Annotated in this window: 17 protein-coding genes; 8 read left to right on the top strand and 9 right to left on the bottom strand. The window is 72.7% G+C overall.

What is annotated here, in order from left to right; translation table 11 throughout:
* Nucleotides 1-5: 5 nt before the first annotated feature.
* Entirely contained in the window at nucleotides 6-647 is a 642-nt protein-coding gene (locus tag AC0680_RS27195) for a response regulator (protein WP_478633548.1), read from the top strand.
* 114 nt (nucleotides 648-761) lie between these two features.
* On the opposite strand, the gene AC0680_RS27190 is transcribed toward AC0680_RS27195, so the two are convergent.
* From AC0680_RS27190 to AC0680_RS27180, 3 genes are all read right to left on the bottom strand, one after another.
* Nucleotides 762-2333 (bottom strand): MFS transporter, encoded by a 1572-nt coding sequence (locus AC0680_RS27190; RefSeq protein ID WP_478633545.1) that lies wholly within the window; start codon nucleotides 2331-2333, stop codon nucleotides 762-764.
* A gap of 127 nt (nucleotides 2334-2460) precedes the next feature.
* Nucleotides 2461-3678 (bottom strand): lipid-transfer protein, encoded by a 1218-nt coding sequence (locus AC0680_RS27185; RefSeq protein WP_478633543.1) that lies wholly within the window; start codon nucleotides 3676-3678, stop codon nucleotides 2461-2463.
* Nucleotides 3679-3730: 52 nt separating this feature from the next.
* Entirely contained in the window at nucleotides 3731-5911 is a 2181-nt protein-coding gene (locus AC0680_RS27180; protein ID WP_478633540.1) for an acyl-CoA dehydrogenase, read from the bottom strand.
* 556 nt (nucleotides 5912-6467) lie between these two features.
* Here AC0680_RS27180 and AC0680_RS27175 point away from each other — a divergent pair.
* The 4 genes from AC0680_RS27175 to AC0680_RS27160 all read left to right on the top strand — a co-directional run bounded on the left by AC0680_RS27175 (nucleotide 6468) and on the right by AC0680_RS27160 (nucleotide 10357).
* Nucleotides 6468-7127 (top strand): class I SAM-dependent methyltransferase, encoded by a 660-nt coding sequence (locus tag AC0680_RS27175; protein ID WP_478633537.1) that lies wholly within the window; start codon nucleotides 6468-6470, stop codon nucleotides 7125-7127.
* Between the two features lie 19 nt (nucleotides 7128-7146).
* The gene (locus AC0680_RS27170; RefSeq protein ID WP_478633534.1) at nucleotides 7147-8100 is read left to right on the top strand and encodes an N-acetylmuramoyl-L-alanine amidase; all 954 of its coding nucleotides are present in this window, start codon (nucleotides 7147-7149) and stop codon (nucleotides 8098-8100) included.
* Between the two features lie 201 nt (nucleotides 8101-8301).
* Entirely contained in the window at nucleotides 8302-9150 is an 849-nt protein-coding gene (locus AC0680_RS27165) for a DUF5336 domain-containing protein (RefSeq protein ID WP_478633531.1), read from the top strand.
* 196 nt (nucleotides 9151-9346) lie between these two features.
* Entirely contained in the window at nucleotides 9347-10357 is a 1011-nt protein-coding gene (locus AC0680_RS27160) for an LLM class F420-dependent oxidoreductase (protein WP_478633529.1), read from the top strand.
* 17 nt (nucleotides 10358-10374) lie between these two features.
* Here the strand turns inward: AC0680_RS27160 and AC0680_RS27155 are convergent, their stop codons facing one another.
* From AC0680_RS27155 to AC0680_RS27140, 4 genes are all read right to left on the bottom strand, one after another.
* Entirely contained in the window at nucleotides 10375-11178 is an 804-nt protein-coding gene (locus AC0680_RS27155) for a maleylpyruvate isomerase family mycothiol-dependent enzyme (RefSeq protein WP_478633526.1), read from the bottom strand.
* A 94-nt stretch (nucleotides 11179-11272) separates the two neighbouring features.
* A complete protein-coding gene (locus AC0680_RS27150) occupies nucleotides 11273-12343 on the bottom strand; it encodes a prenyltransferase/squalene oxidase repeat-containing protein (RefSeq protein ID WP_478633524.1) in 1071 nt (356 codons plus the stop codon).
* Nucleotides 12340-13140, bottom strand: a complete 801-nt coding sequence (locus tag AC0680_RS27145) for a class I SAM-dependent methyltransferase (RefSeq protein ID WP_478633521.1) — start codon at nucleotides 13138-13140, stop codon at nucleotides 12340-12342. Before AC0680_RS27145 ends, AC0680_RS27150 begins: the two co-directional genes overlap by 4 nt.
* A gap of 117 nt (nucleotides 13141-13257) precedes the next feature.
* Nucleotides 13258-14697, bottom strand: a complete 1440-nt coding sequence (locus AC0680_RS27140; RefSeq protein WP_478633518.1) for a glycosyltransferase family 4 protein — start codon at nucleotides 14695-14697, stop codon at nucleotides 13258-13260.
* 239 nt (nucleotides 14698-14936) lie between these two features.
* Here AC0680_RS27140 and AC0680_RS27135 point away from each other — a divergent pair, with 239 nt between their 5' ends.
* Nucleotides 14937-15569, top strand: coding sequence for a TetR family transcriptional regulator (locus AC0680_RS27135; protein ID WP_478633515.1), 633 nt, complete (start codon nucleotides 14937-14939; stop codon nucleotides 15567-15569).
* A 134-nt stretch (nucleotides 15570-15703) separates the two neighbouring features.
* Here AC0680_RS27135 and AC0680_RS27130 read toward each other — a convergent pair whose 3' ends face one another.
* Both AC0680_RS27130 and AC0680_RS27125 read right to left on the bottom strand, forming a co-directional pair.
* A complete protein-coding gene (locus tag AC0680_RS27130; RefSeq protein WP_478633513.1) occupies nucleotides 15704-15937 on the bottom strand; it encodes a ferredoxin in 234 nt (77 codons plus the stop codon).
* The gene (locus tag AC0680_RS27125) at nucleotides 15937-17424 is read right to left on the bottom strand and encodes an aldehyde dehydrogenase (RefSeq protein WP_478633762.1); all 1488 of its coding nucleotides are present in this window, start codon (nucleotides 17422-17424) and stop codon (nucleotides 15937-15939) included. Before AC0680_RS27125 ends, AC0680_RS27130 begins: the two co-directional genes overlap by 1 nt.
* A 458-nt stretch (nucleotides 17425-17882) precedes the next feature.
* On the opposite strand from AC0680_RS27125, the gene AC0680_RS27120 reads away from it, so the two are divergent.
* Both AC0680_RS27120 and AC0680_RS27115 read left to right on the top strand, forming a co-directional pair.
* The gene (locus tag AC0680_RS27120; RefSeq protein ID WP_478633510.1) at nucleotides 17883-18926 is read left to right on the top strand and encodes an MBL fold metallo-hydrolase; all 1044 of its coding nucleotides are present in this window, start codon (nucleotides 17883-17885) and stop codon (nucleotides 18924-18926) included.
* A 470-nt stretch (nucleotides 18927-19396) separates the two neighbouring features.
* Nucleotides 19397-20701, top strand: a complete 1305-nt coding sequence (locus AC0680_RS27115; protein ID WP_478633508.1) for a prenyltransferase/squalene oxidase repeat-containing protein — start codon at nucleotides 19397-19399, stop codon at nucleotides 20699-20701.
* Nucleotides 20702-20710 lie beyond the last annotated feature (9 nt).

Below are 20710 nucleotides of genomic sequence, written 5' to 3'. Positions count from 1 at the left end.
GGCGTATGACGGACACGCCAGGCCAGCAGCCCCCCGAACGACCGGTAAGAGTCCTCCTCGCCGAGGACCAGGGGATGATGCGGGGTGCGCTGGCGCTGCTGCTCGACCTGGAAGAGGACATGGAGGTCGTGGCGCAGGTGGCGGCGGGCGACCAGATCGTCGCCACCGCCCTGGACGCCCGTCCCGACATCGCCCTCCTGGACATCGAACTCCCCGGCCGCAGCGGCCTGGACGCCGCGGCCGACCTGCGCACGCAACTGCCGTCCTGCAAGGTCCTGATCGTGACGACCTTCGGCCGGCCCGGCTATCTGCGGCGCGCCATGGAGGCCGGAGCGTCCGGCTTCCTGGTGAAGGACGGCCCGGTGGAGGAGCTGGCGGCGGCGATCCGCCGGGTGCTCGCCGGAGAGCGTGTGATCGATCCGGGCCTGGCCGCGGCCGCGCTGAGCGCCGGCCCCAGTCCGCTGACCCAGCGCGAACGCGACGTCCTCACCGCCGCGGTGGACGGCGCCACGGTCGCCGATATCGCCGGCAGGCTCCACCTCTCCCAGGCCACCGTCCGCAACTACCTCTCCGCGGCCATCGGCAAGACCGGCACCCGCAACCGCATGGAGGCGGTACGCACGGCCCGGCAGAACGGGTGGCTGTAGGGAGCGATCCCCGGGCGGGTCTTGCTTCCGCGCGCGGGGCTCCTCCTCCTCGGCCGTCCCTGTTCCTCGGCCGTCCCTACTCCTCGGCCGTCCGTCCCTCCTGCTTGGCCGTCCCTACTTCTGGGCGGATTCCTGACCGTGCGCGGAGTCCTGACCGTGGGCGGAGTCCTGACCGTGGGCGGATTCCTGACCGTGGGCGGAGTCCTGACCGTGCGCGGAGTCCTGACCGTGCGCGGAGTCCTGACCGTGCGCGGAGTCCGTCCGGCGCCTGGGCAGGGCGACGACCATGAGCACGATGCCGCCCAGGAGGACCACCGTGCCGACCTGGAAGGCCAGGGCGTAGCCGTCCGCCAGGGCCTGCGCGCCGTGCCCCGCCTCGATACGGGCGGCGGCGATCGTGGACAGGACCGACAGGCCCAGCGCACCGCCCATTTGACGTGAGGTGTTGATCAGGCCGGAGACCAGGCCCTGGTCGGCGGGGTCGGCGCCGGAGGTGGCGATGGCGGCGACCGGGGTCGCGGTCAGGCCCGCGCCCAGCGCCATCAGGACGCCGGGGCCGAGGAGCGTGCCCAGGTACGTGCCGTCCACGCCCATCGCGCCCTGCCAGGCCATGCCCGACGCGGAGATCACCGCACCGGCGACGGCCAGGGTCTTGGCGCCCATCCGGTTCATCAGCCGGGGTCCGAGCTTGGAGCCGAGGACGATGCTCAGCGAGTGCGGAATGAAGGAGAGCCCGGCCTGCAGCGGCGGGTAGCCCAGTACGTTCTGCATGTAGAGCGACAGGAAGTACCACATCGAGAACATCGCGGCGCCGAGCAGCACCATCGCCGCGTTCGCCGAGGAGACCGGGCGCAGCCGGAAGAGCCCCAGCGGCATCAACGGTGCCTTGGCCCGCGCCTCGACGGTGAGGAAGACCGCGAGCACGACCAGCCCGGCGGCCAGCGGAAGCAGCGCGGACGCCGACGTCCAGCCGTCCGTCTCGGTCTGCACGATCCCGTACGCCACGAGCCCCAGCCCGCCGGTCACCAGCAGCGCGCCCGGCACGTCGAGCCGCCGCCCGAGGCCCTGCCGGCTCTCGGTGAGCCACAGCACCGCACCGATCAGCACCAGCGCCCCGACCGGCACATTGATCAGCAGCACCCAGCGCCACGACAGGAACTCGGTGAGCACCCCGCCGACCAGGCCGCCCACCGCGCCACCGCCGGCGCCGACCGCCGTCCAGGTGGCGATGGCCCGGGTACGGGCCGGACCGGCCGGGAACGACGTGGTCAGGATCGTGAGGGTCGCCGGGGAGAGCACGGCGGCGCCGATGCCCTGAACCGCTCGGGCAGTGATCAGCTGCCACGGCTGCTGCGCCAGCCCGCCCCCCAGACTGGCGATGGTGAACAGCGCCAGCCCGACGACGAACACCCGCTTGCGGCCGAAGAGGTCGGCGGCCCGGCCGCCGAGCAGCATGAAGCCGGCGAAGGTGATGACGTACGCGTTGACGATCCACTGCAGGCCCAGCTCGCTCAGCCCCAGCCCGGTCCGTACGGCGGGCAGCGCCACGTTCACGACGGAGACGTCCAGGACGACCAGGAACTGACCGGCGCAGACCAGGAGCATCACCAGCCAGGCCGGTGCGACCGTGCGGCGCGGAGTTTCGGACAGGGTCGCGGGGGAGGCTATCGGGGGCATGCGGACCATGCTCGCATTCGCCGCTTGCCCCCCGCATCGGGATATCGGTGCATCTACCACCGGACCCGGGGACCTAGGTCGCGGGACGGAGGCGGGCCGCCGCACCAGTCTCACCGGACTCACCGCCCCACCCGGCTCACCGCCGCAGCAGCGTCACCACCGCCGCCCCGCCCAGCCCGATGTTGTGGGCCAGGCCCACCCGCGCACCGGGGACCTGGCGTTCACCCGCCGTACCGCGCAGCTGCCAGACCAGCTCCGCGGCCTGGGCCAGGCCCGTCGCGCCCAGCGGATGTCCCTTGGAGATCAGGCCGCCGGAGGGGTTGACCACCCAGCGGCCGCCGTAGGTCGTGGCGCCTTCGGCGACCAGCTTCCCGGACTCGCCGTCCGCGCACATGCCCAAGGCCTCGTACGTCAGCAGCTCATTGACCGAGAAGCAGTCGTGCAGCTCGATGACGTCGACGTCCTCGATGCCCAGGCCGCTGGCCGCGTACACCTGCCGGGCCGCGGCGCGCGACATCGGCTTGCCGACCACGTCGATGCAGGAGCCGGAGGCGAAGCTGTCCTCGGTGTCGGTCGTCATGGCCTGCGCGGCGATCTCCACCGCCCGGTCGGCCAGCCCGTGTTCGCGGACGAACCGCTCGGAGGCGACGACCACGGCGGCCGCCCCGTCCGAGGTCGGCGAGCACTGGAGCCTGGTCAGCGGACGGTGGATGGTCTTGGCGGCGAGGACCTCCGCGACCGTGTAGACCTCCTGGAACTGGGCGTGGGGGTTGTGGGCGGAGTGCCGGTGGTTCTTCGCGCCGACCGCGGCGAGCTGCTCCGCCGTGGTGCCGTAGCGCTCCATGTGCTCACGGGCCGCGTTGCCGAAGATCTGGGCGGTGGGCGGGGTCCGCTCGAAGCCGTGGGCGGCCGCCATCACGCCGTAGTGGCGGGCCACCGGAGACGTGCTGCCCCCGACATCAGCGGCTCCGCCACGGGCAGCTCCGTCCGCGCCGCCGCCCAGCGCACCGCGGCGCATCTTCTCGAAACCGAGCGCCAGCACACAGTCGTTGATCCCCGCCTCGACGAACTGGCGGGCCATCATCAGCGCGGTCGAGGCGGTCGCGCAGTTGTTGTTGACGTTGTAGACGGGGATGCCGGTCAGGCCGAGTTCGTACACGGCACGCTGGCCCGCCGTCGAGGCCTGGTAGCAGTAGCCGACCGGCACCTGCTCGACCGCCTCGTAGCCGATCCCCGCGTCGGCGAGCGCCTTTCCGCCCGCCTCCTTCGCCATGTCCCAGTACTGCCACTCGCGGGTCTCGGGCTTCTCGAACTTGGTCATCCCGACGCCGACGATGAACGCCTTGCCGGCCATATGTGTCCTCCTGGAGAGGTAGCGGTGCGGCAGATGAAGGGGCTGCGGTGCGTCAGATGAGGGGACGGGGCTCCGGGTCGCGGGGCAGGCCGAGCAGCCGCTCCGCGACGACGTTGCGCTGCACCTGGGTGGTGCCGCCGGCGATGGTCAGACAGCGCGACATCAAGAAGCCGTGCAGCGCCCGCTCACCAACGCCCTCGCGCACCGCGCCGGCCGGCCCGAGGAGTTCCAGCGCCAGCTCGGCGACCTTCTGCTGGTGCGGGGTCTGCACCAGCTTGCGGATGCTGGCTCCGGCGCCCGGTTCCAGGCCCGATACCTGCTGGAGCGTGGTCCGCAGCCCGATGCAGCCCAGGGCGTGCGCCTCGGCGGCCAGCGCGCCGAGGCGGAGGTGTATCGACGCGTCCAGTCCGGCGGCGCGGCCGAGGAGCGCCTCCAGACCGGTGTCGAAGGTCAACTGGTCGGCCATGTGGACGCGTTCGTTGTCCAGGGTGGTACGGGCCACCCGCCATCCGTTGTCGACCTCGCCGACCACGGCGTCGGCCGGCAGCAGCACATCGTCGAAGTAGACCTCGTTGAACAGCGCGTCGCCGGTGATCTCCTTCAGCGGGCGGACCTCGATGCCGGGGGTCGCCATGTCGACGAGGAAGAACGTCAGGCCCTTGTGCTTGGGCGCGTCCGGGTTCGTGCGGGCGAGCAGGATCCCGTGGCTCGACCACTGGGCCGCCGAGGTCCACACCTTCTGGCCGTTGACCCGCCAGCCGCCGTCCACCCGCTCGGCGCGGGTCCGCAGCGACGCCAGGTCGGAACCGGCCTCCGGCTCGGAGAACAGCTGGCACCACAGCAGTTCGCCGCGCAGCGTCGGAAGCATCAGGCGCTCCTGCTGCGCCCGGGTGCCGTGGGCGATCAGGGAGGGCACCACCCAGGTGGCGATGCCCAGATCGCTGATCTCGACCCCGGCGGCCGCCATCTCCTGCTGGATCGCCAGCTGCCGGACGGGCCCGGCGCCCAGGCCGTAGGGCTCGGGGAGGTGCGGCGCGGCATAGCCGGTGGGTGCCAGCGCGCGGCGTACCGCGGCGGGGTCCAGTCCGCGTAACCCGTCGACGACCCTGCGGGCCTCGGCGCGGTACCCGTCCGCCTCGGCGGGGAGTTCGAGGCGCAGCGCGCGCCGGGCGCCGTCGGCGGCGTGGCGGGCGGCGCGCAGCCGGTGGGTGTCGCCGCCGCCCAGCAGCTGGCGGGCCACGGTCGCCCGCCGCAGGTGGAGGTGGGCGTCGTGCTCCCAGGTGAAGCCGATGCCGCCGAGGATCTGGATGCAGTCCTTGGCGCAGCTGAAGGCGGCGTCCAGGGCGGTGGCGGTGGCCAGCGCCGCGACCAGTCCGCGGACCTTGGGCGTCTGGTCCAGCGCCCGGGCCGCGTCCCAGACCAGGGCACGGGCCTGCTCGCAGCGTACGAGCAGGTCGGCACAGAGGTGTTTGACGCCCTGGAACTGGCCGATCGGGCGGCCGAACTGCTCACGTACGGCGGCGTGTTCGGCGGCGGTGCGCAGCGCCCAGGCCGCCGTTCCGCAGCTCTCCGCGGCGAACAGCACGCCGGCCAGGTCCCGGACGAGGGCGTTGTCGAGGGCCAGCACCCGCTCGCCGGGCACCCGCACCCCCTCCGCGCTCACCTCCGCGGTCGGCCGGGTCGGGTCGGCGCTCTCCTGGGGGCGTACGTCCAGCGTGTCGGCGTCGACGGCGCACCAGACGGTCGTGGTGGCCCCTTCGGCCGCCAGCACGATCAGATCCGCGTCGGCGCCGGCGAGGACCGGGGGCGCGGTGCCGTCCAGGACGTAGCCGTCGGCGGCCTCGACGGCGGTGAGCGAGCCCGGGCCGAGCGCGACGGCGGCGATGCGTCCGCCGGTGGCGAGGGCCCGCACAAGGGTGTGCTCGCCGGCGCGGTGCAGCAGTTCCGCGGCGAGGACGGTGGGCAGATACGGGCCGGGGAGCGCGGCGCGGCCCAGCTCCTCCAGTACGACCGCGAGGTCGAGCAGTTCGCCGCCGCCTCCGCCGTCGGCTTCGGGGAGATGGAGGCCGAGCAGGCCCTGCGCCGCGAGCCCGTCCCAGTAGGCGGGCCGCCCCTGCCGCCCGGGCGCGGCGTCGAGCAGCTTGCGCACCTCCTCGGGCGGTACGGCGCGCGCGGCCCAGCCGGATGCCGCCTCGGCGAGGTCATGGTGCTCCTGCGTGATTCCGATGCCCATGCGGCGCAGATTAGAACACGTTCCAATCTGACGGAAGGCCAGATGCGGATGCGGCCGGGATTCGGCGGCGGGGTGGAGCCGACGGCCGCTGGCCGGGGAGCGGGCTCACGGAAGCCGAGAAGCGGACCCGGAAGCCGGGCCCGGAAACGGTAGGGGAAATTCCGGTACGGGCCGGATCGCTTTTCCCGGCGGCCTCCCCGCGCCCGCGCGCAATCGCCGCTTTCGGGCATCGGCGAAACGCCCGCCGAAAATCGACGGGAACGGACGCCGAACGACAGTTGCCGGGACCTGCGCTCCCCGTACGGAAGAAACGGGCACCGGTGGAACGGACTCCGTAAGAACGGCCACCGGAACGACCGGTTCCCGAAGAACGGACACCGTGAGAGCGGGCGGACGGAAGAGCGGGCGAGGGGAAATGCGAACCCTCGTTCCGATATCCGTATATGCCCTGTGCCCTACGCCATGGCTCATACGTCTCATAGGCAGACCCCCACACCACCCGCCCCACCCGATACGGCACGATGAGCCCCCTGACCGCACCACCTGGAGGAAGCCCATGTCCGCTCCCACGGCTCAGCCCGCTCCGCGGCCGGAGATACTCGCCGCGTTCGAGGCGGCGAAGGGCTTCATGCCCGTGGACGAGGGGCTCGCCCTGTACGCCGCGGCGAGCGAGGCGGCGGCGCTCGGGCTGCCCCTGGTGGAGGTCGGCACCTACTGCGGCCGGTCCACCATCCTGCTCGCGGACGCCGCGCGAGGCGCCGGGGTGATGGCCGTCACCGTCGACCACCACCGGGGCAGCGAGGAGCAGCAGCCGGGCTGGGAGTACCACGATCCGTCCGTCGTCGACCCCGAGGTCGGCCGGATGGACACGCTGCCCACCTTCCGCCGCACCCTGCACTCCGCCGGGCTGGAGGACCAGGTGATCGCCCTGGTGGGCCGGTCGCCGCAGATCGCGGCCCTGTGGCGGGCGCCGGTCGGCCTGGTCTTCGTCGACGGCGGGCACACCGACGAGCACGCCCGGGCCGACTACGAGGGCTGGGCCCCGCATATCGCGCCCGACGGGCTGCTGGTCATCCACGACGTCTTCGCGGACCCGGCGGACGGCGGCCAGGCCCCGTACCGCATCTACCGCAGGGCACTGGAGTCCGGCGCCTTCACCGAGATCTCCGCGCACCGGTCGCTGCACGTCCTGCGGCGCACCGGCGCCGGCATCTGAGCGGGCTACCATCGCGGACGTGTCGAACGGCAGCACTTTCCCCCCGCCCCGCCGCCTGCGCGGCACCCTGCTCCTGGTGCTGGTGGCAGTGGTGGTCGTCGGCCTCGGGGGCTGGCTGGCCTGGCGGTCCTCGGGCGGCGACGGCGGCGAGCCGCCACGAGCGGGACAGCCCGCACCGGGCCGGTCCGCCGCGGCCGAGGCGGCCGGCGGCGCGGCGGGGCACGGCGGCTCCCCCGACGGCGCGGACGGGCGGGGAAGCACCCCGGGTGGCGGCTCCGGCACGGCCGGCCCTCGACGCGGCAGCCTCAAGGGCAAAACCGTGGTGATCGACCCCGGCCACAATCCGCGCAACCGCGATCACGGCCGGGAGATCGCCCGGCTGGTGGACATCGGCACCGGGCGCAAGGAGTGCGACACCACCGGCACCGCCACCAACGACGGCTACCCGGAGGCGTCCTTCACCCTGGACGTCGCCCGCCGGGCCCGCACGCTCCTCGAACGCCAGGGCGCCGAGGTCGTCTTCACTCAGAACGGCGACCGTCCGTACGGGCCGTGCGTGGACGAGCGCGCGGCCATCGGGAACAAGGCGCACGCCGATGCCGCGCTCTCCCTCCACGCCGACGGTTCGGGTACCGGCAACCGCGGCTTCCACGTCATCCTGCCCGCGCGCGTCACGGCCGGGTCGGCGGACACCTCCGGCATCGTCGAGCCCTCGCGGCAGCTCGGCGAAGGGCTGGCCCGCCGGTTCAGGGCGGTGACCGGAAGTGAGCCGTCCAATTACATCGGCGGCGGCACGGGGCTCGACGTACGCTCCGACCTCGGCGGCCTCAACCTCTCCACGGTGCCGAAGGTGTTCATCGAGTGCGGCAATATGCGCGATCCGAAGGACGCCGCGCAATTGACCGATCCCAAGTGGCGGCAGAAAGCGGCCCTCGGGATCACCGAGGGCATTACGGACTTCCTGACGCGCTGACCGCGACCGCGGCGGCCGGATCCGATACCCGCCGACGCGGGGTGGGGAAGCGGCTCCGATGCGCCAGCCGATAGCACGCGGAAACGAACACGACGACCCGCCGGATTCGGCGATAGGTTCCCCTTTACGATGGGTGGCCACCGCCGTGCCTCGCACCGCGACAGCGACGACCAGCCCACGAAAGAGACAAAGGACCCTTACGTGAACATCCGCTCCCTCACTCGAGGCGACGGCGTGGTGATCGGAGCAGCGGTGTTGCTGTTCATCGCCTCGTTCCTCGATTCCACCGGCGGCCCGGACTGCTCCGGCCCGCTCGCCAAGTACTGCGAGGCCCAGGACTACAGCAGCATCAACGCCTGGGACGTGCTGTCGACCCTCATGAGCGTGTACCTGGCCGGTGTGATCGCCGCGGCGATCATCGCCGTCACCCGGATGCTGCCGCAGCAGCGCAAGGTCGCGGGGCTCGACCTCGGCCAGCTCGGCGTCGCCCTCGGCATCTTCGCCGCGTGGACGGCGTTCTGGACCATCATCGACTCCCACAACGCCGGCGCCGGTCTGATCCTCGGTCTGATCGCCGCACTGATCCTGGCCGGCGGCGCGGTCGCCACGCCGCTCGTCCCGGCACTGAAGGTCGCCCTGATCGGCGCCCCCAAGGCTCCGGCCGCCGCCCCGTACGGGGCCGGCCCCACCCCGGGTTACGGCTACCCCGGCGCGCAGCAGCAGGCGAGCCAGGGCTACGGCTACCCGGGCGGCCAGCAGCCGCAGGCGGGGCAGACCCACGGGCAGCAGGCTCCGGTCGACGCCACGGCCGGCGGCCCGGCGGGCGCCACCCCGGCGGCCGGGAGCCCGGCGGACTTCGCGCCGTTCTGGTTCGCGGTGCCCGTCGCGCGCCCGCTGTACGGCGAGGACGGTGCTCCGGCGCCGATCGCCGAACTGGCGCCCGGCACCTGGTACCTCGCGGTGGAGCAGCGCGGCCAGGCCCTGATCGCGCAGACCCAGGACGGCCGGCGCGGCGTCCTGCAGGACACCACCGGCATCCAGCGCGGCTGACACCGGACGGACCGCCGGGCGAAGAGCCCGGTGGACGACCGGACGCACAGCGGTCCTTTCGCGGCCCCTCGCCCCTCGCGGGCGGGGGGCCGTTGCACTGCCCGCGAGGCCGCCGTACAGTTCGCGGACACCCCGCATCTGACGCTGCGTCAGCCACGGGTGGGCGAGCGGTCACCGTCGGAGAGAGGCGATCAGCATGCGACTCGGTCTGGCACTGGGCTACTGGGGACGCGGCCCCGACCCCCGGCACCTCGAACTCGCCCGCGAGGCCGAGCGACTGGGCTATGACTCGGTGTGGACCGCGGAGGCCTGGGGCTCGGACGCCTTCACCGCGCTCACCTGGATCGCCGCCCACACCTCCCGCATCCGGCTGGGTACCGGCATCGCGCAGATGGCCGCCCGCACCCCCACCGCCACCGCGATGCACGCCCTGACCCTGGACCATCTCTCGGGCGGACGGCTGCTGCTGGGCCTGGGACTGTCCGGGCCGCAGGTCGTCGAGGGGTGGTACGGGCGGCCGTTCCCCAAGAGCCCGCTGACCGCCACCCGGGAGTACGTGGAGGTGATCCGCCAAGTCCTGCGCCGCGAGGGGCCGGTGGAGGTGGACGGGCTCTTCCACTCCCATCCCTACCGCGGCGCGGACGGCACCGGCCTCGGCAGACCGCTCAAGCCCATCACCCACCCGCTGCGCCCCGGCCTGCCGCTGCTGCTGGGCGCGGAGGGCCCCAAGAACATCGCCCAGACGACCAGGATCGCGGACGGCTGGCTGCCGCTGTACTGGTCTCCGCAGCGCACCGACGTCTACCGGGCGTCGCTGGCGCACGCCCCCGAGGGCTTCCTCATCGCCCCGATGGCGCGCGCCGTGGTCTGCGACGACGTCGCCGAGGGGCTGCTGCCGGTCAAGGCGATGCTGGGCTTCTACATCGGCGGAATGGGCCATGCGGCCAAGAACTTCCATGCCGACCTGATGGCACGGATGGGCTTCGAGGAGGAGGCCCGGCGGGTGCAGCGGCTCTTCCTCGAAGGCCGCAGGGAGGAGGCCGTCCGCGCCGTGCCGGACGCCTTCGCCGACGAGATCTCCCTGGTCGGCCCGCGGGAACGGATCGCGGAGCGGCTGGAGTTGTGGCGCACGGGCCCGGTCACCGACCTGCTGGTCACCGCGCCGGACCCGCACACCCTACGGGTGCTGGCCGAGCTGAACTCCTGAAGCCCGGCCCGGCCGCTCTACCCGAAGCTCGCCCACTCCAGCCACTGGTCGAGCACCGCCCGCTCGCCCAGCACCTCCACCCGGCCGCTGTCGGCGGGCAGCCTGCGGTAGAGGACCAGGAGGGCGTCGGTGAGGCTGCCGCGCAGCGCGACCGCGGCCTTCTCGTGGGTGCGCCGGTGGGAGGGCGCCTCCCCCGTGAGGTCGAGCAGCCACTCGGCGTTCAGCTCGGGCGGGGCGTCGGTGGCGTGGACGTGGATCGTCCGGCCGTGGCCGAACGCCTTGCGCCCGCGCTCGGCGAAGCGGGCCACGACGTCCGGCAGTTCACCGATCTGCAGCCACTCCTCCAGACAGTCCGCGGCGACCGGCGCCGGAAGCTCGAAGGGGACGCCGGCGGTGAGCGCGGCATCGGCGCGGTGGACGGCCGTCTCGTGGACCATCCGGCGGGCCCAGAACCCCGCGTGGTGGGCCGTCGTCCAGCTCCACACCTCGGCGTCGGGGCCTGCTTCCCGTAGCGCGGCCACGGTCTGCTCGACGCCCGCCGCCAGCCAGGCGTCCAGCGCCGCCGCGTCCTCGCCCTCGGGCCCGGCGGCATCGGGGACGGCCGCGGGGTCGACGTTCTCAGAAGCGCGGGTGGTGACGAGGGTGCCGACCCAGCGATGTGCACCCCCGACATGCCGGGCGAGGTCGGCGAGCGTCCAGTCGGGACAGGTCGGCACGGTCGCCGACAGATCGGCGCTGCGCACGATCTTGCGGAACTCGGCTGTCTCGGCGAGAAGTTGGGCGCAGTATTCCTCGTGGGAGAGGGAGCCTTGGAGAGTCATGCGTCGCACAGTAGTGCGCATCGAGGTCCCGGGGCGTCCTAATTCGCGACGCGCCGGGACCGCTGATGCCGCGCGGCTGAAGCCGCGCCGCCGCCTACCGGCAGCAGTCCGGATCGAGCCCGGTCGGCAGCCGCTCGCCGCCGAAGACCGACGTCGTCGCCTCGTCGCCGCCCACGGCCGCGACCGCGAGCAGCAGGGAACCGGCCGTCCAGGAGGTGAGTTCGCGCGGCCAGATCGCGTCGTCGTCGAAGACGTAGCCGGTCCAGTACATGCCGTCCTCGGCGCGCAGATGCTGTATCCACTTGAGGATCTGCACGGCCCGCTCGGACTCCCCCATGGCCCACAGGGCCAGTGCCAGCTCCGCGCTCTCGCCGCCGGTGACCCAGGGGTTGGGCAGTACGCAGCGCACGCCCAGACCCGGGACCACGAAGTCTTCCCAGGCGGCGTCGATGCGCTCCCTGGCCGCCTCGCCCCGGACCGCTCCGCCCAGGATCGGGTAGTACCAGTCCATGGAGTAGCGGCTCTTGTCCAGGAACCGCTCGGGGTGGTTGCGTATCGCATGGCCCAGCCGGCCGACCGCCAGCTCCCAGTCGGGCTGCGGCTCCTCGCGCTGCTCGGCGAGCGCGAGCGCGCAGCGCAGCGCCTGGTAGACGGAGGACGAGCCGGTCAGCAACGCGTCGTTGACGGGGGTGCCGTCGTCCTCGCGCTTCCAGCCGATCTCGCCGCCGGGCTGCTGGAGCTCGAGGACGTAGGCGATCGCCGAGGAGACCGCGGGCCACATGCGGTCGACGAAGGCCTCGTCGCCGGTCGACAGGAAGTGGTGCCAGACGCCGACCGCGATGTACGCGCAGAAGTTGGTCTCCCGGCCGCGGTCGGTGGGCGCCTCGGCGTCACCGTCGGCGTAGGCCGCGTACCAGGAACCGTCCGGGTTCTGGTGGCGTGCCAGCCAGTCGTACGCGGCCTCGGCGCGCTCGTGTTCGCCGGCCGCGTCCAGGGCCATGGCGGCCTCGGTGTGGTCCCACGGGTCGAGGTGGTGGCCCCGGAACCAGGGGATCGCGCCGTCCTCGCGCTGGGTCGCCAGGATGCCGGCGACCGTATGGGCCGCCTGTTCAGCGGTGAGCACCCCCGGCAGGACGAGCCGTTCGGTACGCCCTGGACTCGTCACTTGGCGGCCCCGGCGGAGGACTTGGTGGAGGACTTGGTGGAGCGGCGGGGGCGCTTGACGGGCGCGGCGGCCGGCGCCTCGGGCAGATGCGGCTTGGTGGCGTAGACGACGAAGCTCTTGCCGATGACGGGGTTCAGCGCCCGCTCGGCGAGCCGGGTGGCCAGCGGCTTCTTCATGATGTCCCAGACCAGCAGCTTGTGGTACGCCTGCACCGGCAGCGCCTTGTCGTTGTCCACCCCGAAGGCGCACTTGAGCCACCAGTAGGGGCTGTGGAGCCCGTGCGCGTGGTGCGTGCCGTAGGGCTCCAGGCCTGCCTCCCGCATCTTGCCGACCAGCTCGTCGCCGCGGTAGATGCGGATATGGCCACCCTCGACCTCGTGGTAGGCGTCGCTGAGCGCCCAGCAGATCTTCTCGGGGCCGTAACGGGGCACGGTGACGGCGATCCGGCCGCCGGGCCGCAGGACGCGCACCATCTCGGCGAGCACACCCTTGTCGTCCGGGATGTGCTCCATCACCTCGGAGATGATCACGACGTCGAAGCTGTCGTCGGGGAACGGCAGGGCCAGCGCATCGCCCTCCATGGCGGTGGCCGAGGCACCCGCGGGGGCCTCGCCCGCCTCCTTCATCGCCGCGAACCACTTGGCGACCTCGCGGATCTCCTCGCCGTTCTGGTCGAGGGCGACGACCTGCGCGCCGCGCCGGTAACACTCGAAGGCGTGCCGGCCGGCACCGCAGCCCAGGTCGAGCACGCGGTCGCCCGGAGCGAGCGGAAAACGGGAAAAGTCGACGGTCAGCACGGGGTTCTGCTTTCGTCCGGCGGTTGTGGGCAGTCGGCGCAAAGCGCCGTCTTCTGGGGGTGGAGGTCGGGCGACGGGCGGGCGGTGGTGGCTGCAGGAAGTGCGAGGGGCGCGCGGCTAGCTGCGCAGGGTGCGGGCGGCGACCCGGCCGCCCTGGAGGGCGATCGCCTCGCGGTAGCGCTCGGCGGTGCCGATGGCGGCCTGCCGCCAGGTGAAGCGGGCCAGTACCCGCTCCCGGCCGGCGGCGCCGAGCCGGCGGCGCAGCGCCTCGTCGCCCAGGAGGCGGAGCAGTCCGCCGGCGAGCGCGTCGGCGTCGCCGGGGGGCACCGCGAGGCAGGTCTCGCCGTCGGGCCCGGCGACCTCGGGGATCGCGCCGCCGGTGGTGGCCAGCAGCGGGGTCCCGGTGGCCATCGCCTCGGCCGCGGGCAGCGAGAAGCCCTCGTAGAGGGAGGGGACGCAGGCGACCTGGGCACCGCGGACGAGGTCGACGAGTTCCTCGTCGCTGATGCCCTTGACGAACTCGATGGCGCCGGTGAGCCCGAGCCGCTCGATGGCGGCGGCGACCGGCCCGTCGTCGGCGCGCTTGCCGACGACCACCAGGTGGGCGTCGGGATTCTCGGTGCGCACCTTGGCGAGCGCCTCGACGAGGTGGATCAGCCCCTTGAGGGGCACGTCCGCGCTGGAGGTGGTGACGATCCGGCCCGGCACCTCCGGGACGGCGGCATCCGGCGAGAACAGGTCGGTGTCGGCACCGATGTGGACGACGTGGATGCGGCCGGGGTTCACCCCGAGGTCGTCGACGATCTCCTGGCGGGAGGAGCCGGAGACGGTCAGCACGGACGGCAGCCGCCGGGCGACGCGCTTCTGCATGCGGGTGAAGCCGTACCAGCGGCGGACCGAGGCGCGGCGCTTCCAGCCGTCGGCGGCCTCGAGGTCGAGCCGCCGGTCGACGGTGATGGGGTGGTGGATGGTGGTGACCAGCGGGGCGCCGAGCGCACCGGGGCCACCGAGCAGACCGTAGCCGAGGGTCTGATTGTCGTGGACGACGTCGAACTGGCCGCGGCGGGCGGCGAGATGGCGCCGGGCGCGCAGCGAGAAGGTGAGCGGCTCGGGGAAGCCGCCGGTCCACATCGTGCCCACCTCGAGGGCGTCGACCCAGTCGCGGTACTCGCCGCGTCCCGGCGTGCGGAACGGGTCCGGCTGGCGGTAGAGGTCCAGGCTCGGCAGCTCGGTCAGCACCACGCCCTCGTCGACAACGGGGTAGGGCTGGGCGCCGATCACCTCGACGGTGTGGCCGAGGCGGGCCAGCTCGCGCGAGAGGTGGCGTACATAGACGCCCTGGCCGCCGCAGAACGGGTTCCCCTTATACGTGAGCATCGCGATGCGCAGGGGGCGCCCGTGGTCGCCGGGGTGGGGGACCTCGGCGCGCACCGGGCGCCCGTGGTCTCCGGAGTGGGGGGCCTCGGTGCGCGCCGGGCGCTCGCCGTTCGTCGGGGCGGAGGCCGTGGAGGCCTCTGCGGGGCGAGGCGCGGCTGCCTGGACGGCCTCTGCGGTCACGCTCGGCCCCCTTCTCACTGGACTTTCGCCGGAGCGTAACCGCTGGCGGTAATCTAGAACAAGTTACAGAACTGACGGGCTACTGATCAGTTCACCGAGCTTCGAATCTACCGGCCAGGACCGATGCGAAAAGAGCCGCACCAGGTGATTCGCGCCACCACCCGCCCCCCTGCCATGCTGTGCCGATCGAACCACCGGCACTCACCGCATCGCGGACGGAATGCCATGGAATGGGAAATATGACTACGGAATCCAAGGCGGCCAAACCGGCGCTTCCCGCGAGTCCTCCCCTGACCGAGCGTCAGGAGGCCCGGCGCCGCCGCATCCTGCACACCAGCGCCAAGCTGGCGTCCCGTGGCGGCTTCGACGCCGTGCAGATGCGCGAGGTCGCCGAGTCCTCGGGCGTCGCGCTCGGCACCCTCTACCGCTACTTCCCCTCCAAGGTGCATCTGCTGGTCGCCACCATGCAGGACCAGCTCCAGCACATGCACGAGACGCTGCGCAAGCGTCCGCCGTCGGAACAGGATCCGGGCGCACGGGTCGCCCAGACCCTGATGCGGGCGTTTCGCGCACTGCAGCGCGAACCGCACCTCGCGGATGCGATGGTGCGCGCGCTGACCTTCGCCGACCGGTCGGTGAGCCCGGAGGTGGACACGGTCTCGCGGCTGACGACGGCGATCATCCTGGACGCCATGGGGCTGGACGTCCCGCCCACCCCGGAACAGCTCTCCGCGGTACGGGTCATCGAGCACACCTGGCACTCGGCACTGATCACCTGGCTGTCGGGGCGGGCCTCGATCGCCCAGGTGAAGATAGACATCGAGACGGTGTGCCGCCTGATCGACCTGACGGCACCGGAGGGGGCGCGGTAGGGGCGTGCCGGGTCGGTCGAGGTTCGCCCCGCGACCCACGCGGGTAGTTGGCCCGTAGGGGGCCCATCGAACCCCTACGGGATCGCCGCCCCCACCCCCTAAGGCCCCCAGCCCCTTGCCCCGCCCCGAGCCGCTCACTCCTCCGGCGGGAAGACCGCCTCGCCGCTGCCGGCCACGGTGATGATGATCGCCTCCACGGGGCACCCCTCGGCCGCCGCCAGAACACTCTCGGTCGCGTCCGCCTCCGGCGCGACGGGGTGCGACTGCCGGGCGGTGTCCAGCCGGAAGCCGTCCGGTGCCGTGCCGACGCACATCCCCGACCCGATGCAGACGCTCCGGTCCACCTCCACCTGCCAGCGGTCCGCCATCAGGCACCCGCCGGCAGGTGGATCATCTTGTGCTCCAGGTACTCACCGAAGCCCTCGGGGCCGAACTCCCGCCCGATGCCGGAGTTCTTGTAGCCGCCGAACGGGCCGAGCATGTCGATGCTGAAGGTGTTCACCGAGTACGTACCGGTGCGCACCTGCCGCGCGATGTCGATGCCGTGGTCGACGTCGGAGGTCCACACCGAGCCGGACAGCCCGTAGTCGGAGTCGTTGGCGATCCGCACCGCCGCCGCCTCGTCGTCGTACGGCAGCAGGCAGATGACCGGGCCGAAGATCTCCTCGCGGGCGATCCGCATCGAGTTGGCGACCTCGCCGAAGAGGGTCGGCTCGACGTACCAGCCCGTGTCCTGCCCCTTCGGCCGGCCGCCGCCGGTCAGGACCTTGGCGCCTTCCTGCTGGCCGAGCGCGATGTAGTCCAGCGAGCGCTGCTGCTGGCGGCGGGCCACCAGCGGGCCCACCTCCGTGGCCGGATCCAGCGGGTCGCCGACGGTGAGCGCGGAGGCGGCCGCGGTGAACCGTTCGGCGATCTCGTCGTAGTGGCTGCGCGGTGCGAGGATCCGCGTCTGGGCCACACAGGCCTGGCCGTTGATCATCCAGGCGAACGGCACGATGCCGGCCACCGCCGCGTCCAGATCCGCGTCCGGGAGGATCACCGCGGCGGACTTGCCGCCCAGCTCCAGTGTGACGCGGCTGAGGTTGCGGGCCGCGACCTCCATGACCCGCCGGCCCGCCGCGACCGATCCGGTGAACGACACCTTGTCCACTCCCGGGTGCCCGACCAGGTACTCGCTCACCTCGCGGTCCGCCGGCAGGATCGACAGCACGCCCTCCGGCAGCCCGGCCTCGGACGCGATCTCGGCGAGGAGGTACGCGTCCAGCGGGGTCTCCGGCGACACCTTCAGCACGGCCGAGCAGCCGGCCAGCAGGGCAGGGGCGAGCTTGGCCGCGGCGGTGAACTGCGGCACGTTCCACGGCACCACGGCCGCGACCACTCCGACCGGCTCCCGCCGTACGAGGATCGGCCCCAGCACGCCCGCCCGCCGCTCCTCGAACGGAGCGCTGCCGTCAGCGGGTTGCCCCTCGCCGCCCCCGAAGGTGCGGGCCACGGTGAGCGCCGAGTCCCAGGCCAGCACCGAGGCCAGCGACTGCACCATGACGCCGGAGGTGAACGGGGTGCCGTTCTCGGAGCTGATGACCCTGGCGATCTCCTCGCTGCGCGCGGCGAAGGCGTCCTTGATGCGGGTCACCACCGCGATCCGGTCCGCCAGCGGGGCGTTCGCCCACACCCCGGACTCGAAGGACGCGCGGGCCGCGGCCACCGCACGGTCGACATCGGCCCGCGAGGCGTGCGGGACGCGGCCGATGACCTGTTCGGTGTGCGGTGAGACGACCTCGATCGTGTCCCGGCCGGCCGGATCGACCAGCTGTCCGCCTATATAGAGCTTTCCGTGCTCGACGAGGTCGCTCATCGCTGCCGCCTCCTGCGGGTTGGCCGCCTGTCCGATGTGGGTGCGCACCTGCGCGGGCCGTCTGGCGCCGGCCGTGTGAGGTGCGTGTGCCACAGCGCTGTGTTGCCGGGCATCGCTGTGCTGGACTGCTGCATCACTGGAGTGCTGGATTGCTGCGTCGCTGGAGTGCTGGAGTGCTACATCGCTGAAGTGCTGGATTTTTTGCTGGATTGCTGGATTGCCGCGAACTGACATCTGGCACTGCGCCAGTCGATCGCCTCGGGACCACTCGGTTCCACCACGTCAGAAACTGATACCAGTTCTAGTTGGAGGAGTCCACGGCGCCGACCGAATCCCCACCACCATCCCAACCACCTTTCACCGAAGGCGACTTCAGGCCGCCTTGAAACCAGTTCTAGTTATAGTGAGAGGGCAGGTGCGGGGTGACGGGGTGTATGCCACACCGAGAGGGGACCGGGATGACCACGCAGGTGATCGACCACCGAGGCGGGGTGTGGAGCATCGCCGTCCCCATCCCGGACAACCCGCTCGGCCACACCCTCGTCCACCTCCTGGAGACCGACCGCGGGCCGGTGCTCATCGACACCGGCTGGGACGATCCGGACTCCTGGGACGCCCTCGTCGCGGGCGTCACCGCCTGCGGCTTCGCCCTCACCGATCTCCACGGCGTCCTGATCACCCACCACCACCCCGACCACCACGGCCTCTCCGCCAAGGTGCGGCAGGCGTCCGGCGCCTGGATCGCCATGCACGCCGCGGACACCGCCGTGGTCCGCCGGACCCGCGAGGCCGAGCCGGGCGAGTGGCTCGACTACCTGATCGCCAAGCTCGCGGGCGCGGGCGCACCGGACGACCACCTGGCACCCCTGCGGGAGGCGCGCGGCAACGGGCGCGGCCGGAGGCTGCCCGGCCGACAGGCGGCGCTGCCGGACCGCGGCATCGAGCCCGGCGAGCTGCTCGACCTGCCGGGACGCCGGGTGCGGGCCATCTGGACGCCGGGGCACACGCCGGGGCATGTGTGCCTGCACCTGGAGGAGGAGCATCCGGGCGAGCGGGCTCGCGGCTTCGGCCGGCTCTTCTCCGGCGACCACCTCCTGCCGGGCATCACCCCGCACATCGGCCTGTACGGGGACCCGGACGACAGCACGGTCACCGACCCCCTGGGCGACTACCTCGCCTCCCTCGAACGCGTCGGCCGGCTCGCCCCCGCCGAGGTACTGCCCGCCCATCAGCACGCCTTCACCGACGCCGAGGGGCGCGTGCGCGAGCTCATCGCTCACCATGAAGAGCGGCTCTGCGGACTGAGGGCACTGCTCCGCGAACCCCTCACCCCCTGGCAGCTCGCCGTGGCCATGGAGTGGAACCGCACCTGGGAACAGATCCCGTACGGCTCCCGGAACATCGCCGTCTCGGAGGCCGAGGCACATCTGCGCCGCCTGGTGAAGCAGGGGGACGTGGAACGGGTACCGGGCTCCGATCCGGCGACGTACCGGGCGGTGTGACGCACAGGGGAGGTGTGACGCACGCGGGAGGTACGACGCACGTGGGAGATGTGATGCACGTGGGAGGTGTGATGAACCTCGCCGACTTCGGCCTTCCCCGGCTCGTACGTGCGGGCGGGCCCCGTCCGGGCGCCGGTTAAGGTGTGCGGGACAACTTCATCCGTACCCGATCGGGGGAAGCCGGTGGAAATCCGGCGCTGACCCGCAACCGTGAGGACGGCCCTCGGCCCGCGCAGTGCGCGGCGCCCCCGGCCGTACGAGCCGGAGCACCCGTTGGGGCACGACCAAGGCTCCCGCCACCGGAAACCGCCGCCCGCGCGGACCATCCGGTGCGCGGCACCGTCGAGGTATACGGAGCTGAGCCCGGTGCCACCGCGCCCGATCGCAGGATCGGCGCCCGGCGGTCGTCCGAGCGCGGCTGCGTACCACCGCCGCGACCCGACCCGAGAGGCACCGACCCGATGGCCCCCATGGCTTCCATGGCTCCCCAGGCCCCTTCGACGCACCCCGTCGCCTTCCTGGCGCGCCGCGCCGCCATGGCGCTGACGGCCGTGGCGGTGCTGGGCACGGCCACCGCCCCCGCCGCGTCCGCGGAGCCGGCGGCCGCCCCGTCGACGTCGCCCAAGAAGCTGCCCGACGGGCTGTACGGCACCAAGGACCCGCAGTACGACGGTGTGTGGCGGCAGTCGCTCGCGCTGCTGGCGCAGGACACGGTCGGTGTACGGCCCGCGGCGTCGGCCGTGGACTGGCTGGTCGGGCAGCAGTGCGCCGACGGCTCGTTCACCGCCTTCCGCGCCGAGCCGAAGCAGGCCTGTGACGCGAAGGCGATGCGGGACACCAACCAGACGGCCGCCGCGGTGCAGGCGCTGGCCGCGCTCGGCGGGCACGGCGAGACCGTGAAGAAGGCCGTGAGCTGGCTGAAGTCGGTGCAGAACGACGACGGCGGCTGGAGCTCGATGGCCGGCTCGGCCAGCGACGCCAACTCCACCTCCGTCGTCATCGGCGCGCTCACGGCGGCCGGCGAGAAGCCGGAGTCGGTCACGTCGAAGAAGGGCGGCAGGACTCCCTACGACGCGCTGCTCACCTTCCAGCTGGGCTGTGCGGCGAAGGAGGGCGAGCACGGCGCGTTCACCTTCCAGCTCAAGGGTGCGGCGCCGAACGCGGACGCCACCGCGGCCGCCGCGACCGGAGCCCTGGGCCAGGGTTTCGTCGTCGCACCGGACAAGAAGGGCGCTGACCGCCCCGTCAAGCCTCTGACCTGCAAGGACGGCAAGCCGAAGAAGTCCGCCGATGCGGCGCTGGCCGCGGACGGCGGCGCCGCCTACCTCGTCGACCAGCTCGACCGGAACGGACAGCATCTGCTCTCCGCGATGCCGGGCCAGGAGGAGCAGCCCGATGTGGGCAACACCGCGGATGCCGTGGTGGCGCTGGCGGCCGGGTCGCACCGGGCCGCCGCCCAGAAGCCGCTGAAGTGGCTGGAGAAGAACGCCGCGGGCTGGGCCAAGGACAACGGTCCGGCCGCCTACGCCCAGCTGGTGCTCGCCGCGCACGCCACCGGCACCGACCCGCGCTCCTTCGGCGGCAGCGACCTGGTGGCCGCGCTGAACGCGACCGGGCCCAAGCCGGCCGGTACCGCCTCGCCGGCCGCCGAGGGCACCGAGGACCACAAGGACGGCGGCGGCGTCAACGTCTGGTGGGTCGTCGGGGTCGCGCTCGCCTTCGGCGCCGGCATCGGCTTCCTGCTGAGCGGCCGTAAGAAGAAGAACGCGCTCTGATGCGGGCGA

The organism is Streptomyces sp. NPDC043738 (assembly GCF_056436545.1).
Note: the sequence above shows the minus strand (reverse complement) of the source record. Positions and strands in the feature narration are given on the sequence as shown.

What these genes read in the sequence shown, in the direction of transcription:
- AC0680_RS27195 (WP_478633548.1), top strand. Translation starts at nt 6, where the DNA reads ATGACGGACACGCCAGGCCAGCAGCCCCCCGAACGACCGGTAAGAGTC.
- AC0680_RS27190 (WP_478633545.1), bottom strand. Translation starts at nt 2,333, where the DNA reads ATGGTCCGCATGCCCCCGATAGCCTCCCCCGCGACCCTGTCCGAAACT.
- AC0680_RS27185 (WP_478633543.1), bottom strand. Translation starts at nt 3,678, where the DNA reads ATGGCCGGCAAGGCGTTCATCGTCGGCGTCGGGATGACCAAGTTCGAG.
- AC0680_RS27180 (WP_478633540.1), bottom strand. Translation starts at nt 5,911, where the DNA reads ATGGGCATCGGAATCACGCAGGAGCACCATGACCTCGCCGAGGCGGCA.
- AC0680_RS27175 (WP_478633537.1), top strand. Translation starts at nt 6,468, where the DNA reads ATGTCCGCTCCCACGGCTCAGCCCGCTCCGCGGCCGGAGATACTCGCC.
- AC0680_RS27160 (WP_478633529.1), top strand. Translation starts at nt 9,347, where the DNA reads ATGCGACTCGGTCTGGCACTGGGCTACTGGGGACGCGGCCCCGACCCC.
- AC0680_RS27155 (WP_478633526.1), bottom strand. Translation starts at nt 11,178, where the DNA reads ATGACTCTCCAAGGCTCCCTCTCCCACGAGGAATACTGCGCCCAACTT.
- AC0680_RS27135 (WP_478633515.1), top strand. Translation starts at nt 14,937, where the DNA reads ATGACTACGGAATCCAAGGCGGCCAAACCGGCGCTTCCCGCGAGTCCT.
- AC0680_RS27130 (WP_478633513.1), bottom strand. Translation starts at nt 15,937, where the DNA reads ATGGCGGACCGCTGGCAGGTGGAGGTGGACCGGAGCGTCTGCATCGGG.
- AC0680_RS27125 (WP_478633762.1), bottom strand. Translation starts at nt 17,424, where the DNA reads ATGAGCGACCTCGTCGAGCACGGAAAGCTCTATATAGGCGGACAGCTG.
- AC0680_RS27120 (WP_478633510.1), top strand. Translation starts at nt 17,883, where the DNA reads ATGACCACGCAGGTGATCGACCACCGAGGCGGGGTGTGGAGCATCGCC.
- AC0680_RS27115 (WP_478633508.1), top strand. Translation starts at nt 19,397, where the DNA reads ATGGCTTCCATGGCTCCCCAGGCCCCTTCGACGCACCCCGTCGCCTTC.